The organism is Paenibacillus sp. FA6, assembly GCF_051550225.1.
Lineage (GTDB): Bacteria > Bacillota > Bacilli > Paenibacillales > Paenibacillaceae > Paenibacillus_AQ.
Map to the genome: position 1 here is coordinate 3208915 of NZ_CP188820.1, position 17238 is coordinate 3226152.

Genomic DNA, 17238 nt, shown 5'->3' on the forward strand with positions numbered 1-17238 from the left:
ATTCCTATCATATTGAACTCGACACTACCAAATCTATGATCTGACTAACACAGCATATTTCCTATTCGCTGAGAATAAACAGGTCCGCCTCATCATATCAATTTATTTCGTCTGCTCAATTTTGCTAAGAATAAACGATTCAACGACTTTTGCCACGCCATCTTCCATATTCGTATCTGCTACATAGTCGGCGATTTCTTTAATATCATCGGGCGCATTCCCCATAGCCACACCAAGACCGGCAAATTTAATCATCGCAAGATCATTGTAACTGTCGCCCATCGCAATAACTTCTTCTTGTTTAATGCCTAGTTTCATTATGAGATGATGCAAGCTCGTCCCTTTATCTACACCAAATTCTGTGAATTCTAAGAAATATGGTTTGGACGTTACAACAGTCAATTTACCTTCAAGTTGTTGTTGCAGTTTCTTTTCCAATATAACCAACTTTTCAGGTGCACCTACCATTAACACCTTAACAACTGGCTCTTGGATCGCTCCGACGAAATCTTCTTGTTCTATAATTGGCATTCCCGTAATTTCAGCTTCGATATTGGTATACTCATTATTTGCGGGTGTTACGATATCATCTCCGATATAGGTGTGAATCCATACTTCTTCTTGTTTACTAATATGGTATAGCTCATGTACTGTTTCAGGTGATAACGTACTGCTGAATATTTGTTCGTTCGTTGCACAGTTAGTAATATTGGCCCCGTTAAAAGATAGAATGAAACTTCCGTATTTCTCAAGCTCCAATTCCTTAGCAATATGCGTCATCGCAAATGTAGGACGACCTGACGCAAGGACAACTTTAACGCCTGCCTCCTGTGCGTCCATTAATGCCTTCTTCGTGCGTGGTGAGATCGTATGATCATCCCGGAGCAACGTATCATCCAAATCTAGTACTACCATTTTATAAGTCATCATATTACGTCCCTTCAAAAAAAAATTAGTATGAGTGCAATTCGCCAAGTAGAAACGGCTCTGCCGTCCTTTTTTTCAAAGATGGCACCCGTTTCAGCGGAAATATAAAGAATAGAGTATCGCGTGAAACTTATACTTTAAATATAAGGACACCCGCTTGGGGTGCCCTTTGGTTCATTTGCAATTTTAGTTGCCTTCTAGCATCATTTTCTCTAATTCCAACGGTTCTATATAATTCCCATCTTTGTAAGCTCTCATATTTCCACCGGAGATTTCATCGATCAGAACAATTTGCTTGTCCTTGTCCACTCTGCCGAACTCTAATTTAATATCATACAGTTCAATACCTTTGATGCTCATCTCTGCCTTAATAACATCACTAATTTTCTTCGTAAGGTCTTTCAATGTTTCATATTCATCCGCTGAAAGTATTCCTAGCATATCGAGTGCATCTTTGCTAATGGGCGGATCTAAGCGTTCATCGTCCTTAAGTGTAACTTCAACGAAGCCATCTAATGACTGACCCTCTTCCGCATATAAGCCATAACGGCGGAGGAAGCTACCAACAGCTCTATAGCGACAAATAACTTCAAGCCCTTTGCCGAATACGGTTGCTGGCTTTACCGTCATCACCGCCTCTTCAATATTAGCATCTATATAATGCGTAGGGATTCCCGCTTCTCTCAATTTCTCAAAGAAGAATTTCGTTAAGCTAAGCCCTGCCCGACCTGCTCCTTCCATCACTAGTCCAACGGTATTGGCTCCAGGATCGAATACCCCATTCTCTCCAGTTACATCATCTTTAAATTTCAGTAAATAATGACCATTATCTAACGCAAATACATCTTTCGTTTTGCCCTTGTACATTAATTTCATGATGACAGTTCCTCTCCAAATCAGAATTGATACTCTTTTACTGTGTATTATAACATGAAATTCGAACAGCCAATATCCTTTCCATCCATCAGACCAACAAAAATAATGACAGCCCCGAACTAGATCAATCCTGTTCGGGGCTGTCATTTATGATTTGTAAAACGAATCGCTCAGCTATTCAAGCTCTTAAGATACCGAATCTGATGCGAAAAACAGTGGCAAATATTCCTTATTGGCTTCCAGCATTTCGTCCAACATCTGAATAGCTACTTCCACAGATGGCACGAGCGGATGATGAGCCATCGCTTGAATAGCTAGACCGCGATCTCCTGTTACAGCAGCCTCTATGGCGAGTTGCTCGTAGGTTTTGACTGCATGGATAAGTCCTACGGCAGAACGTGGGATCTTCGTCACTTGTAGCGGAAGAGGACCGTTCTTTGTGACGACACAATTGACTTCTATGCTTGCATTGTCCGGTAGGAAGTCAATAATACCGTTGTTCGCTACATTCAGCGTTTGAATATCGTTAGTACCGTTATAAAGCGATCTCATCAGGTTCACAGCTGCTTCAGAATAAAAGGCACCACCACGTTGCTCCAGTTGCTTCGGTTTATCCTTTAGTTCTGGATCACTGTATAGCTCGAACAGTTCTGCTTCTACGCGCTTGACGACTTCGGCACGGTTGCCGCCACTCTTGATGGATTCAAGCTGCTCTTTCAACATATCATCAGTCATGTAGAAATATTTCAAATAATATGAAGGTAAAGCCCGAAGCGACTGTAGAAATTCCGGATTCCACTCGCGGGCAGGCACGTTCTTAGCGCTGTATCCAGCCGTGTCTGCTAACATTTCGTCCAGTTTATCCTCACCGTCGACATCAATACGGGTAATCCAATGAAGATGGTTCAATCCTACAAATTCAGCGTATACACGGTCAGGCTCAACCTCATACTTAGCTGAAACCTGCTTAATTAGACCGATCGGCGCATTGCACAGTCCAATGCTTTTGACATTAGAATACTTGAGAATAGCTTCAGTTACCATCCCCGCCGGATTCGTGAAATTGAGTAACCACGCGTCAGGGGCGAGCTCTTCTATATCCCGGCAGACATCAAGCAGAACAGGAATGGTTCGTAATGCCTTCATCATCCCACCAGGACCGGTAGTTTCCTGACCGATGACGCCGTATTTCAGTGGAATGGATTCGTCTCGACCGCGCGCATCCAACATACCCACACGCATCTGGGTGCTGACGAAGTCAGCTCCGGTAATGGCCTTACGGCGATCCGTTGTCAGATGAACCTGGATGGGAAGCCCTGATTTCTCAACCATACGCTTCGCTAAATCACCAACAATATTCAACTTATGCAATCCGGATTCAATATCAACAAGCCACAATTCACGCACAGGAAGTTCTTCATAATGGAGAATGAAACCCTCTACTAACTCAGGAGTATAAGAAGATCCTCCGCCGATAACAGCTATTTTCAATCCTTGCTTTGTTGCCATTATTGTTCACATCCAATCGTATCGTTTATTTGATAAGTTCAAAATCAGAAAAAGACCGCATTCTCACATGTACCTCTTCGCTGATCGTCAGTCCGTCTTCTTCCATAGCAGACCACAAAGCACCAACAACCGGTTCAGTCGTTAATGTAACGACTGACGCGTGAGGTGCAACCGTAAGCAACGCCTGCTCGATAGGACCACGAATCCAGCCACGATCCCCTCTTGTCAGCAGACTACCGACAAGTACAACGTCAAATGCATCGTTTGCCATACCTAGCCTGTTCACGACAGCAACAGCCGATTTGCCAAGTTCAACGCCTTGATGATTTAAAATTTCTATTGCCACAACGTCCTCTTTAGCTGCTGCTTCAAACAGCAATCTGACAGCGTCTACAGGTACCTGTTTTCCATAATCCTGAAAATCGTTAAACATAACTTCCACGGCGTCGTAACCAAGAAGCTGAAGCAACAGGTCGGTTAATAAAGTAGGCTGCTCACGACCATCCCATGCACGGATAACGGAGCGGAATACCTCAATATTCAACGAGCCTCCACCACCAAAATCACCATACATATAACTAAAACCACCACATTGATAATCTTCACCTTGTGTATTTCTTCCAGCAGAGTTGGTTCCCGTACCACAGATGATAGAAATGCCATATGGATGATTGGTTCCTGCCCGGAGCCCGATCATAGTGTCACAGTTAATGGTATAATTCGTAAATCCAATGTTACGGATGATCGGATGCAGAATCATATAATCCACTTCGCGATCCGCACCTGCAAGACCCAAGTAAGCATGTCGGATGTCTTCAAGCTGAAGACCTGCCTCCGAGAGTGCGCTTAGCGTAGCTTCTCGAATACTATTGGCTGCTATATCAACATTAATCTGGTGGTTGCCATTACCACTCTTGCCTTTACCAAGCACGTTTCCATATTCGTCAGTCAGCAGGGCGTACGTCTTCGTACCTCCCCCATCTATTCCCAAGTAGTAAGCCAATGATTGTCACTCCTATTAAGAGGTCGTTCAAATAGTCATCTTTTGAACTCACACTATAATTGATAAAATATCAGAAACGTTTACTCTCTACCGTTGATTCCCTTACAATCAGCTTCGGATCAATTTTAATGCTTGAAGCACGCTTCATCGAACCATCTATCCGCTTCAGTAGCATATCAGCCGCAGCAAGTCCAATCTGATCAGCTGGCTGGCGGACCGTTGTTAGATACGGGCGAAGCTGTGAAGCAATGTATTGATCATCATAGCCGACGATAGATACCTGTTCCGGAACAGGTATCTGGGCTTCCATCAAGGCATTTATCACACCCAGGGCAATATTATCATCCCCAGCGAATACTGCAGTAGGTAGATTACCGTCGTGAATCCACTTCCGGCAAGTCTCATAACCGAATTCAATTTCGAAATCGCCATGTACCATCTCAAATGGAGTTAGCGCTTTCTCCTGCAGAGCCTGCAAGAATCCGTTGCGGCGTTCACGCGTACTCCGGAACATCTCACTACCGCACAGATGGGCAATTGAAGTGTGACCCAGATCGAGCAAATGATTGGTTGCTTCGTATCCACCCTTGAAATTGTCGATAGTTACTGAAAAGGCGTCGTTCTCGGGCTTCTGATTGTCGATCAGCACGTACGGGATATTGCGGCGCTTTAATTCTAAAATATAACTATCCTCTTCCACAGGTGAGAGTAGGATCAATCCATCGACTCGGTCTTCCTGAATGAGATAGTGATCTCCATCCGAACTGATGCTGGTAGATACCGAGACTGCAAGAAAGTAACCATGCAGCGCGAGCACATCGTTAAGTTCCTTGACAACTGCATCGAAGAATGAATCCTGTAGAGTCGTCATGATCAAGCCGATGATACCTGTTTTTCCACGAGCAAGACTACGAGCAGCCGCATTGGGGCGGTAATCCAGCTCCTTGATCGTGTCGAGCACCTTTTTGCGGTTATTTTCCCGTACAGATTGTACTCCATTTAACACACGAGAGACCGTCACTACTGACAATCCTGACTTTTTGGCTACATCAAAAATACTTACCTTCATTTATAAATTCTCCTTGCGGCAGATTTTCCGTACCTATATACTTATCCTTAGTATACATGGACGAAAGGCTGACCGCTAAGCATATGATTCCGAGCAGAAACTGTATAGGAGCACTGATAAGCGAATACAAGAATTCCGATGATCCAAGGAGATATGTACAAGTACATGTACGGCATCTCTCGTCGATCATCATGATGGGTCACGGAATCACCAACCTTTCTGCACTCTATAAAGTTATAGCGCTTTAACTTTACAGTAAACTATCCCTATTAATTATATCCTTTTGAGTACCAGAAATCCCAAAAGTTTAAGTGCTTTAACTTTCAGGATAACTTATAACAATATCATAGTGGATGATTTACAAATAAGCAATATCTATTTTACTATGATATTAAATGGTGTTCTTTTTGAAGTTACGTTTGGATACCGCATCTAACGAGTGTCCTAAGCTGATTATTCCGGCTTTTAGGACACCCCTTTTTACAATCAGCTTAACACACTATTTCAAAACATACTGTGATAGAACGCTTTGAACCTCATAAATGCTGACGTTCTTATTGAATGTCTTGACAATAGGAACTGAACTACTTGAAATATATATTTTGAGTTCCGCATCAAGATCGAAATGCCCAGCCGTCTCTACGGAATAATGTGAAATACTCTTGTAAGGAATGGAGTGATATTCCATCTTTTTCCCTGTTATTCCCTGTTTGTCGACCAGAATTAGTCGCTTGTCGGTGAATATAAACATGTCACGCACTAACTTATAGGCTCTCTCGATGACCTCTTGAGATGCTAAGATTTGAGCATACTCCTTCCGAACCTCTGACAAATCCACTTGAGAAGCATTTCCCAGCAGACCATTTAAGAAACCCATCTGTCATTCCTCCTCAAATTTTTTATTCTCTTTACGAGACCTCCTATTCCATCTTATTACAATTCTTCTTCATCTAATATACCTGCTTCCAAATAATAATTAAATTGATGTATTTATTCACCTGCTCGAATATCTGTTTTCAGACTTAATATACTTCTATATTGACTAAGTAGGTCAAGGTCATCTACAATTAGTAGAATAAAAATTTAATAGGCAAGGTGATTAAGTCATGTCCCAAGATCAACTTCAGTACAACATATTATTGTATTATAAATTTGTAAGCATTCCTGATCCCGAACAATTTACTGCAGATCATTTGCAATATTGTAAAGATCTCGGCGTCAAAGGAAGAATAATTATTGCTGGAGAAGGAATTAACGGTACCTTATCTGGAACTGTTGAACAAACGGAGCAATATATGAAGGATTTTCATGAAAATCCTCTATTTGCTGATATGGTTTTCAAAATCGATCCATCTCATGAGCATGCTTTCAAGAAGATGTTCGTACGACACAAGGAAGAACTCGTCACTTTCCGTTATGAGAAACATCTAGATCCTAATGAATTAAGCGGAAAAAGATTATCTCCTACCGAATTCCATGAACAACTTCAGCAAGACGATGTCATTGTGATCGACGGAAGAAATGATTATGAATACAAGATTGGTCATTTCCGTAATGCGATCCGTCCTGATGTCGAATCCTTTCGTGAGTTCCCTGAATGGATCCGAAATAATTTAAGCGAATACAAAGATAAAAAAGTACTGACTTATTGTACAGGAGGAATCCGTTGTGAGAAATTGACAGGATTCTTAATGAATGAAGGATTTAATGATGTTGCACAATTGGATGGTGGAATCGTAACTTATGGAAAAGACCCTGAAGTCCAGGGAAGACTTTTCGATGGTAAATGTTACGTATTCGATGAACGTATCTCCGTACCCATTAACCATACTTCTGAAGATGTCGTTATCAGCCAATGCCATCATTGCGGCAAGTCAGAAGATCGATACATCAACTGTGGATATACTCTCTGTCATGCCAAGCATATATGCTGCGAAGAGTGTGAACAATTACATCGCGGATTCTGCTCAGATGAATGTGAAGAGCATTCCAATAATATGGTACAAAAACAAGTTTAACTATGGAGGGCTCAAATGAATAAACCTATTGAACTCTCCACTCGAGAACAAATTGTCCACATGCTGAAGACTAAGGCACCTTTAACAGCAAAGGATATTACAAACGAACTAAAAATTACTGAAATGGCCGTTCGTCGACATTTGAGCACACTTGAGAGGGACGGATATATTGAATACAGTATGATCCGTCAATCCATGGGTAGGCCTACGGCGCTCTATCGGTTAAGTGAGCTGGCAGAACGTTTCTTCCCTAAAACGTATCATAATTTGGCCCTAGATTTACTTGGTGAGCTTGAAGCGGAATCAGGTCAAGATATGATTAACCTTCTCTTCGAGCGACGCAAGAGCAAGCTAGAGCAGAAATATGAAACCACCATGACAGGTCTTCCTTTATCTGAAAGAGTACTTCTACTTACGCAGATTCAGAACGAGAACGGATATATGGCTGAATGCGAAGAATTTGACGATGGAACTTTTATTATAAAAGAACATAATTGCCCCATCTCTCACATTGCTAATCAATATCAACATGCTTGTCACTGTGAGCTTGAATTATTCAAATCGCTTCTACAAGTTGATGTGAATCGTACAGAGTGCTTATCCACTGGCGGCACCAATTGTTCTTATGTTATTGCTAATTCTAAAGCTTGATCCGAACAAAAATGCGAAGGACTGTCCCATAAGTCATGAAAATGGCTAGGGGACAGCCCCTCGCATTTTTTTGTACATAGCTCGTAAAGCTAGATGTTAAATTTCTTATTATGCTAAAGGAATTCCCAATCAAATAATCTCATATTTACAACTATGTCACGTCGTGATATAGTCATACCATGACATATCAACTTGCGATATAACTCTTCATTGCAACCTTTATTATAAAGCTAACATAATAGCAGAAAGGTGATCACTTTAGACATGATTGAAAAAGTGCTAAAAAAGTATGTACCCATGACAGAAACGGCGTTTTATATTCTCCTATCCTTAACAAAGCCGCTCCATGGATATGGAATTATTAAACATGTAGAGGAAATTTCAAGATCACGAGTTCAATTAGGATCGGGTACGGTTTACGGAACTCTAACAAAAATGCAGAAAGATGGGATTATTACTGTATTTGCCGATGAGGAGAGAAGAACCGTTTATGAAATTACTGACATTGGAAAAAATCTAATTACTGTTGAGATAAATAGACTTAAAGAGCTGCACCAGAATGCATTAAAATACGAGGAGGACTTTAATGATTAAAAAAATATTTAGGCCATTTTGGAGCTATGATGTGAGCAAAACAGAAGAATGGCTCTCGTCTATGGCCGAAAAGGGTTATTGCTTCGTGAAATTGAATCGAGGAACACGTTGTTTTTTCTTTAAAAAAGGCGATCCAAAAAGAATAACTTATCGAATAGGATACGATAAAATACAAGCTGATTCATTGTCTAGAGCTTTAATAGATGATGGTTGGATGAAGATTCTACAGAGCGGACACTGGTATATAATTTCGAATGAAAATCCTCTTGAGGAAATTAAAACCTCCCCTGTTCGTGAAGGCATTATCAAACATAATAGAGTGATTATGTACATTTTCGGTAGTATTTTAATATATATGACTACTATGACTATCTTTTTCGTCACTATAATTAGCTTAACTATCTTTTCTTCCGAAGATGCATCGTTTACAGTTGTCAAAAGTCCCTTTTGGATCATCACATATTTTTATATGGGCGCTGTATTATCCCTATGGATTCTTACTATCTATTCTGTCGTCAAAATCAATAAAACCAACAAGAAATTAATCAGTGAAAACATACAGCAAAATAAATTTTACGGGATGGATCATGATGAAGGAAGACTAAGTAAACATGAAGAAAAGCAATTGAAGCGTTCTGGTCAAATAGTTGTTAAAAGAAGATTCGGGTGGATCTACGCTCCGGATAAGCTTGAAGAGTGGCTCGAAACCATGGAAGAACAAGGTTATAACCTTGTTCGTATGAGTAAACTAGGGACCACTTTCTATTTTAGAGTAGATCGCCCACGCAAGGTAAGTTATTGTGCTGATTATCAAAATATTACCGATAATAGCTATAATGACATACACAGAGATTCTGGCTGGAAGAGTGTTTTTATTTCCAATTCATCTTTTCAAAAATGGTCCATATGGAGCCGTGAATATTCAGAGGGAGAAGATAGACCACAGCTCTACAGTGACAAGTCACACCATTTAAAACATGCAAGACGCATAGCGATCACCTATTCATGTCTATTTCTTCCTTTGATCATCATTTATATTGTTAATATAAGGTTGAATATGGAACTTGAGTTTAATAATGGATTTGATAAAATACAAATAATGAGCATGATTTCACTTATGCTTGTTAGCCTCACCATTGGCTCGTCCTTGGTCAGAACATGGCTGTATTACAGACGACTTAGAAAGCGTTATAACTATCATTCGTAACGACAACCAAGTAGAAACGGTTATGCCGTCCTTCTTCAAAGACGACACTCGTTTCAGCGGAAATATAAGGAATAGAGTATCAAGTGAAACTAATACTTACTTATATTTGAATAAAACCTATCTTTCATGATGAAAGATAGGTTTTATTTCAAGCCGCTTCATTTATCAAAGACGGGAATACAATGGACTACTACAGCAACTCTTTACGTAATTGTTCTGCAGATTTCGGTGATAGCAGACCAAATGGAATATCATAGACCGTCTTTGCACCAGACTGATCTTGTTTCGCCAATTTATAAGCTGCACGAGCGTAGGCTACTAGAACACTCGCTGTAAATTCTGGATTGCTACCAAGCTTCAATCCAAATTCAATAATTTGTGTATTATTGTCTCCAGTTCGACCACTCCGAAGTACATTACCTCCATGAGGCATAGCAGAATGCTTGTCTTTTAATTCCTCTTCCGTAATGAAGGTTACCGTTGTATCATAATCAGCGAAATAGTTAGGCATTTCAACGATCTCTTTTTCAATACGTACGAGATCAGCACCTTCCTTAGCCACAACGTAACAATCACGTAAATGCTTATCACGAGTGGATAGCTCTGGATTTTCACCTGCACGTACTTTAGATACAACAGCATCAACAGGAATCGTATACTGAATCCCATTCTTAACGCCTTCAACCCGACGAACCGCATCAGAATGCCCTTGACTTACACCGCGACCCCAGAAGGTATATTCTTTACCTTCTGGTAATATCGCTTCCCCTAACATCCGATTTAACGAGAACAGACCTGGATCCCAACCGGTTGAGATCACACTAACATGTCCGTTCTCCTTAGCTACAGCATCCACTTTCGCGAAATAATCAGGGATCAAAGCATGTGTATCATAACTATCCACAGTATCAAACAATTTAGCAAAGTATGGTCCTTGCTCAGGTAAATCCTTTGCGGATCCACCACATAGAATCATTACGTCAATCGTTCCTTTATACTTTTCAGCTTCTGCAATTTGCAGAACTGGTACGCTTGCCGTTACGCCTTGTGGATCACGCCGAGTAAATACAGCCACCAATTTTAAATCTGGATTTTGTCGAATAGCCTTTTCTACACCCTTACCCAAATTACCGTAGCCTACAATTCCTATCGTTATTTGTTGCATATGTTTCCTCCCACTAATTATGTTATAACCGGTATTTCCTTTGACTGTACCTATTATAAACAGTAATTAGCTTCAAATCCAATTCAAATTAACCAGTATTGCATATAGAAATTATTTATTGATTGCTTCTGGTTCAACCTCTACTTCTTCTCCTTCAAGGGCAACACGTGGAGCTGCAACTAAAGCGAGTAACAATTCTTCAGTAGTTGGGACTAATGTAATCCCCTTCGGCAACTTCACATCAGTGGCTACTAGCTTGTCGCCGATCTCAAGGTGAGAAATATCAATTTCAATGATAGATGGAAGTTCCGCAGGCAGACCTTCAACTTCTAGTTCTGTTACTAGGGTCTGAACCACTCCACCGAATTTACTTCCTGCTGCAATACCTTGATAGTCAATAGATATAGCTATACGGAGAGGCACTGACTCTGAAATTTGTAAAAAGTCTACATGATTCCATTTGCCACTCTTCTTCTGAAAATCTTTTATAATAACGGACAGATCCTTCATACCTTCAACTTTTAATTTAAACATTTCGGAACGCCCTGTACGAGCTACTCTCGTTAATTCTTTATCGTCAACATGAACTGAAAGGCTCTCTGCATTCAGACCATACACGACAGCAGGAATTCTCCCGCTTGCTCTTAAATTTCTTAGTACAGATGGTGGACCGTTTTCCAATCTTTTTTCAGCAGTAATCATTAGTAATGTCATCATTATTCCTCCAATTATAGAATGTATTGTTACACGCCAAATTACAGGCATACCTATCTATTACCCAATTAGTCATATGTTCAAACATCTTTCTATAAATCCAATGATTGTTATTTCAGTAAAATGTGTACTTGTCACAAATTTGTAGCATTTGTAACCCACTCCTCTGAGTGCAAGTCATCCACTACTGTGATATGATATCCAAGGCTGTTCGGGCTTTTCTTATGCTTTTGATTCAGCCCTTATCATAATTTATTTGGAGGCAACTATGTCATCACAAACGAAACAATCCGTACAAATTATTACTGCAGATCCTAGTGGAATCGGTCTATTTGGTCTGGCGATGGTAACACTCGTCGCATCTTCACAAAAGCTTGGACTTACATCAGGGTTCGGCTACATTATTCCATGGGCTATTTTCCTAGGTGCTTTTGCCCAGCTTTTCGCTTGTGTTCAAGATGCTAAACATAACAACACATTTGGAATGACGGCTTTCGGTGCTTATGGTCTTTTTTGGCTTGGAGTTGCCAGCAGTTGGTTGATGAAGTTAGGTGTATTCGGTCCACAACTGGCCGCAGATATAGATAGCAAGCAATTAGGTTTTGCCTTTCTAGGCTATCTAGTGTTCACGTTATTTATGACCATTGGTGCCATGGAGACTCATAAAGTACTCTTCACTATTTTTATTTTGATCGATTTACTTTTCTTAGGATTAATGTTTGATGCTTTCGGTATCGCTACTCATATATTTCATACACTTGCAGCTTATGCTGAAATGGGAATTGCTATCGTATCGTTATATGGCTGTGGTGCTTCTGTTCTTAATGCTCATTTCGGACGTAGCTTTCTCCCCCTCGGTTCACCATTCGGTATTTTCAAAAAGTAAATAAAGACATGTTTCTCTAGATAAAAAAACAACATGGCAGACTGAGGTCACCCCCTTAGCCTGCCACTTTTTTTTGTATTACATTCTTTTTTCCAGAAGAGTTGGGCGCTGTTCTTGATACAGCACCATGATGGATAGCCTTGGAACTAAGACGGTATCCCCAATGACCCTCTCCAGTAATGACGTTCCAGCCTTCTGATCGTTGACTGTTATATTCCAACCCGCTGTGGATTCTGGAATATCTACTGCTACAGCATCCTTGTTCCCATTATAGATAACTACAATATTACGCCATATATCTCCATGGGCATGATTCTTCAGTTGATATGCAACTACGTTGCCACTACATTGTAACATTTCTAGATGCTTCTCAATTTGTGCCCTAGTATGCATACGAAAAGCAGGATGATTGTTACGTAGCTCAATCAAACCTCGATAATACTCGAAGACCGCTTGAAACTTCCCTTTGTTATCCCACCTGATCCCATTGATCGAGTCCCCACTTTGGTAACTATTGTGATCACCAAATTTGGAGCGTAACATCTCATCTCCTGCATGAATCAGAGGAATTCCTTGTGATGTTAATATAATCCCGTTAGCAAGAAGACTCCGTCGAACCACGTCACTTGTGAGTGGTTGTTTTGGATCCACACTTTTATAAGGATCAGCTGTCTCAGTTAATTTCACTTCCACGCTATCCGCACGTAAACCACCGAATATATCTAGCATACCAGCCTCTTGTCGCAGCCCCTCAGTCGTCAACACTTTATCCCACAAGTTCAAGTTGTCATGCACAGTTACGTAGTTGATTGTCTCCATCGGAGACTCCGTGAAATCATGAATAGATGCGCATACTCCATTCCATATGGCCCACTCCTTACCAGACTCACCTGTAGCAAACCCACGTCCCGTTCCATCACTATCTCCTTTAATCGCACTACGGAAATGGTCATTAAACATGGAGATCTTTGTCCCCCTTTGCGTTCCCTTCAATGTCTGATGAGTAAGCGGGGATAATCCTCCTGTCCATGGTTCTCCATAGATCATAATGCTACGATCTACTTCATCATGCAGTTCATCGGCAATTTCTTTCATCGTCAGTGTATCTATAAGACCCATTAGATCAAATCTGAATCCGTCAATATGGTATTCTTCTGCCCAGTACCGCACGGAATCTTTAATATATTTACGAACCATCGGACGCTCCGTAGCAAGCTCATTACCCACACCTGAGCCATCCGTATATCTTCCGGAATCATCCGTCCTGTAGAAGTAGCCAGGTACAATCGTTTCAAATGGTCCGCCCTCGACCAAATACGTATGATTATAAACCACATCCATAATGATACGTATGCCCTTTCTATGCAAAGCTTGAATCATTTCCTTAAGTTCTATAATCCGTATGGCTGGATTACTGGCATCGCTAGCATACGAACCTTCTGGTACATTATAATTCTGAGGGTCATAACCCCAATTGTACTCCGATATAGAAGCATCTTGGTGACCAACGTTCAACTCATTCACTGTTTTGAAATCAAACACCGGCATAATCTGAATATGTGTTACACCGAGTTCCTCCAAATGATCGATTCCTAGCGTATTCCCGTTGACATCTTTTAGTCCGAACTCTGTGAAAGCCTTAAACCCTCCTTTATTGACTACACCTGAATCTGGATGTATCGAGAAATCACGTACATGCAGTTCATAAAGGATGCTATCTGTTGGATGACAAAGTGCTGGCTTCACATCCTCGTCCCAGCCGAGTGGATCTGTCATTTTCAGATCAACAATGGCCGTTCTTTCTCCATTGGCCGAAACCGCCTTTGCATATGGATCAACCACATAATGAACTATTCCATCTGTAAACTCCGTTTTATACATATAGAATAAACCTTTCAAGTCCCTCTCACAGTAACTTGACCACACACCATCTACATCCTTCACCATCACTATTTCAGTACCCTCATTGTGCCTCGTCACTTGACCAAGCCGATTGTAACGACCTGAATCTTTATATATAACTAACGATACAAGACTTGCTGTAGGCGCCCATACTTTAAACATGCTTCCTTTCGACGCATAGCAACAGCCCAAATCTCTACCTTCGTAATAATTCGTTATATTGATCATGAAATTTCACCACCATCGTATGTCGTATTGAGAACCTTACGATAATCCACATTCCACGTTCAATATATCATATGTGAGCATGATCCATTTTGTTAGTGGTTTCGTTTTATAATCGTTTTCAAGGGACAGCTGCGCTACTTCGAGCATACATTGTTCATCTTATCTTCACCCAAAACAAAAAAAAAATTACGGAAAGTGACTATGAAATTCGCCACCGGCACTATCCAAGCACAAGTATGTTTGAGCAAAGGAAGAACAACCGTGGATTTCGCTCTCCCATAATCTACTTTAACAAGTTGCAATAGACCAAAAAAAACTAAATAGCAGGTCAAGGATAACCACCTTGACCTGCTATTATTTGTACAACGATCTCTTTTTCTGATATTTGGGTTTATATCGACTATTCTTCAGATTGTGTCTCAACAGGTGCTTTTGCCAATTCAGGCAATGATGCCACTGGCTGTACAACAGGCTGCTTTTGAGTAAATCCCTTAATCAAGCTTTCAATGTCAAGCCCAGAAACATTCTTCAACATCGCTGGTGCCGTCGCCATTAGCTCCGTTACGTAATTACTAACTCGAGCGGCTCCTTCGCCTTTTCCAGTGTCTACGACAGTCAATGAATCAATCGAAGCCAACGGCTGAGCAATTTTCCCTGCTAGTTCAGGCAGCATCTTCATCACGATGTCGAGTATTGCAGCTTCCCCGTACTTTTGGAATGCATCTGCCAATTTCTCTTTCGCCTCTGCTTCAGCAAGTCCTTTCAGACGAATAACGTCTGCATCTGCAGTACCGCGTGCACGTTCTGAATCTGCCATTGCTTCCCCGTCTAGTCGCTTCTGTGTTGCAGAAGCTTTGGCCTGCGTCTCGATTGAATACTGCATAGCATCCGCTTCAAGCATTCTGCGCGCCTTATCTGCCTCTGCTCCAACCTCAACAGAATAACGATCCGCATCCGCTTTCTTCTTCACATCTGCATCGTATTGCATCTGACGAACCAATATTTCCTTTTCCTGCAGATCAACTTCACGATTTTTGCGGACGATCTCTACCTGCATCTGCTCTTCCACCACGATCTGTTTAGCACGTGCTTCTTGAATATGATAGGCTTGGTCTGCCTCTGCCTTTGCCGTATCCTGGACTTTCTTAAAGGAAGCCACTTTCAATTCCTTCTCCTTGGATGCTTCAGCGATGTTCGTATCTCTTAATAGCTCTGCCTTTTGCCCTTGCTCTTCGGCATTAGCCTTCTGAATACGCGCATCTCTTACCGCATCAGCCTCAGCAATTTCCGCGTCACGCTTAACAGTAGCAATCCGTGGTTTACCTAGCGCTTCCAAGTAACCATGTTTGTCACGCAAATCCTTAATTGTAAAAGATACAATCTGCAGCCCCATCTTCTTGAGATCGCGCGCAGCTACGCCCTGTACCTCCTGTGCGAACTTGTCACGATTCTTGTAGACTTCCTCAACAGTCATCATACCTAGGATCGCTCTAAGATGTCCCTCGAGAACTTCTTGCGCTTCACTTCTTAATGATTCGACAGGCTTTCCTATGAACTGTTCAGAAGCAGTAACTACATCTTCAATGGAGCCTCCTACTTTGATAATGGCTACACCATCAGCCATAACAGGAACACCTTGCTCTGTATATACTTCCGGTGTCGAGACATCTAATTTATGTGAGAGTAATGAAATGAATTGCGACTGTTGAAATACAGGAATGATGAATGCTCCACCACCACGTATAATTTTAATTCTACGCCCATCTTCGTCTGAAATATTCTTATTCCCCAAAAAGGAACCCGTAACGATCATTGCTTCATCTGGTCCCACGGTCTTATAACGAGCCCAAAATGCCAATCCAAGTACAATAATGACGGCAATCACAATTGCTGGAATAATCAAATAATCTGGTATTGATTCCATTAGACATCATCTCCTCTTCCTTTTTCGAATTCAGTAACTTGTAGCACACCATCCGCTTCTTTTACAATAACAACACGAGTGCCCGCGGGTACTTCTTCTCCCTCAAGACTAGATGCAATATGTAATACATTCCCCGCTCCTACCTTCACCATGACTTCTCCATAACCAAGTGCAGGTAATGGGATGGTGATCTCCCCAATTCTACCGACCAAGTCCTGGATAGAGTATCCGGTGGAATTCTCACTATTCTCCATCGGCTTAACATATAAATAGAACACAAGAACCGAGATGAACATCGCAATCACTATAGAAAGCAACATGTTAGGAACATTATCCAACCCAGAGTAACGAGTTAATAATACACCCGCCCCACCAAACACTGTAACTGCACTTGCTACTACTGTTGGCTTCAGAATATCCACCGACATGAAATCAAGAAAACCATCTAGCGCATTACTAAGTACATCTCCAAGTACTACAGTAACTAAGGCAAATAATACACCTCCTACCAAACAGCCTAAATAAAGCGCCTCCATTATACACCCTCCTGTCGGGCTTCTTTATG

At 41.2% G+C, this 17238-nt stretch carries 16 protein-coding genes; 5 read left to right on the forward strand and 11 right to left on the reverse strand.

All coding sequences use genetic code 11. The features are described 5' to 3' along the window. Window positions 1-102: 102 nt before the first annotated feature. The 6 genes from ACP8HI_RS14985 to ACP8HI_RS15010 all read right to left on the reverse strand — a co-directional run bounded on the left by ACP8HI_RS14985 (window position 103) and on the right by ACP8HI_RS15010 (window position 6261). Window positions 103-927 (reverse strand): Cof-type HAD-IIB family hydrolase, encoded by an 825-nt coding sequence (locus tag ACP8HI_RS14985; RefSeq protein ID WP_438351847.1) that lies wholly within the window; start codon window positions 925-927, stop codon window positions 103-105. Window positions 928-1113: 186 nt separating this feature from the next. Then, on the reverse strand, window positions 1114-1803 hold the full coding sequence (locus ACP8HI_RS14990; RefSeq protein WP_438347025.1) for a phosphoribosylaminoimidazolesuccinocarboxamide synthase: 690 nt from the start codon (window positions 1801-1803) through the stop codon (window positions 1114-1116). Between the two features lie 186 nt (window positions 1804-1989). Continuing rightward, a complete protein-coding gene (locus ACP8HI_RS14995; RefSeq protein ID WP_438347026.1) occupies window positions 1990-3312 on the reverse strand; it encodes a 6-phospho-beta-glucosidase in 1323 nt (440 codons plus the stop codon). Between the two features lie 25 nt (window positions 3313-3337). Then, the gene (locus ACP8HI_RS15000; protein ID WP_438347027.1) at window positions 3338-4315 is read right to left on the reverse strand and encodes an N-acetylglucosamine kinase; all 978 of its coding nucleotides are present in this window, start codon (window positions 4313-4315) and stop codon (window positions 3338-3340) included. A 70-nt stretch (window positions 4316-4385) separates the two neighbouring features. Beyond that, window positions 4386-5384, reverse strand: a complete 999-nt coding sequence (locus ACP8HI_RS15005) for a LacI family DNA-binding transcriptional regulator (protein ID WP_438347028.1) — start codon at window positions 5382-5384, stop codon at window positions 4386-4388. Window positions 5385-5883: 499 nt separating this feature from the next. Then, a complete protein-coding gene (locus ACP8HI_RS15010; RefSeq protein ID WP_438347029.1) occupies window positions 5884-6261 on the reverse strand; it encodes a PH domain-containing protein in 378 nt (125 codons plus the stop codon). Between the two features lie 229 nt (window positions 6262-6490). On the opposite strand from ACP8HI_RS15010, the gene trhO reads away from it, so the two are divergent. The 4 genes from trhO (at window position 6491) to ACP8HI_RS15030 (ending at window position 9854) form a co-directional block, all read left to right on the forward strand. Continuing rightward, window positions 6491-7402 carry an oxygen-dependent tRNA uridine(34) hydroxylase TrhO gene (trhO, locus tag ACP8HI_RS15015; RefSeq protein ID WP_438347030.1) on the forward strand — a complete coding sequence of 304 codons (912 nt, stop codon included), beginning with the start codon at window positions 6491-6493 and terminating at the stop codon, window positions 7400-7402. Between the two features lie 15 nt (window positions 7403-7417). Further along, complete coding sequence (locus tag ACP8HI_RS15020; protein WP_438347031.1) at window positions 7418-8053, forward strand: helix-turn-helix transcriptional regulator; 636 nt, start codon at window positions 7418-7420, stop codon at window positions 8051-8053. Between the two features lie 264 nt (window positions 8054-8317). Further along, window positions 8318-8647 carry a PadR family transcriptional regulator gene (locus ACP8HI_RS15025; RefSeq protein ID WP_438347032.1) on the forward strand — a complete coding sequence of 110 codons (330 nt, stop codon included), beginning with the start codon at window positions 8318-8320 and terminating at the stop codon, window positions 8645-8647. After that, window positions 8640-9854 (forward strand): DUF2812 domain-containing protein, encoded by a 1215-nt coding sequence (locus ACP8HI_RS15030; protein WP_438347033.1) that lies wholly within the window; start codon window positions 8640-8642, stop codon window positions 9852-9854. Before ACP8HI_RS15025 ends, ACP8HI_RS15030 begins: the two co-directional genes overlap by 8 nt. Before the next feature lie 190 nt (window positions 9855-10044). Here the strand turns inward: ACP8HI_RS15030 and ACP8HI_RS15035 are convergent, their stop codons facing one another. Together ACP8HI_RS15035 and ACP8HI_RS15040 are read right to left on the reverse strand one after the other, a co-directional pair. Continuing rightward, on the reverse strand, window positions 10045-11019 hold the full coding sequence (locus tag ACP8HI_RS15035; protein ID WP_438347034.1) for a diaminopimelate dehydrogenase: 975 nt from the start codon (window positions 11017-11019) through the stop codon (window positions 10045-10047). Between the two features lie 111 nt (window positions 11020-11130). Further along, a complete protein-coding gene (locus tag ACP8HI_RS15040; protein WP_438347035.1) occupies window positions 11131-11736 on the reverse strand; it encodes a 50S ribosomal protein L25 in 606 nt (201 codons plus the stop codon). A 265-nt stretch (window positions 11737-12001) separates the two neighbouring features. On the opposite strand from ACP8HI_RS15040, the gene ACP8HI_RS15045 reads away from it, so the two are divergent. After that, window positions 12002-12619 carry an acetate uptake transporter gene (locus ACP8HI_RS15045; protein ID WP_438347036.1) on the forward strand — a complete coding sequence of 206 codons (618 nt, stop codon included), beginning with the start codon at window positions 12002-12004 and terminating at the stop codon, window positions 12617-12619. 78 nt (window positions 12620-12697) lie between these two features. Here ACP8HI_RS15045 and pulA read toward each other — a convergent pair whose 3' ends face one another. From pulA to ACP8HI_RS15060, 3 genes are all read right to left on the reverse strand, one after another. Then, the gene (gene pulA / locus ACP8HI_RS15050; protein WP_438347037.1) at window positions 12698-14749 is read right to left on the reverse strand and encodes a type I pullulanase; all 2052 of its coding nucleotides are present in this window, start codon (window positions 14747-14749) and stop codon (window positions 12698-12700) included. 400 nt (window positions 14750-15149) lie between these two features. After that, a complete protein-coding gene (locus ACP8HI_RS15055) occupies window positions 15150-16673 on the reverse strand; it encodes a flotillin family protein (protein ID WP_438347038.1) in 1524 nt (507 codons plus the stop codon). Then, window positions 16673-17209, reverse strand: coding sequence for a protease (locus tag ACP8HI_RS15060; RefSeq protein ID WP_438347039.1), 537 nt, complete (start codon window positions 17207-17209; stop codon window positions 16673-16675). Before ACP8HI_RS15060 ends, ACP8HI_RS15055 begins: the two co-directional genes overlap by 1 nt. Window positions 17210-17238 lie beyond the last annotated feature (29 nt).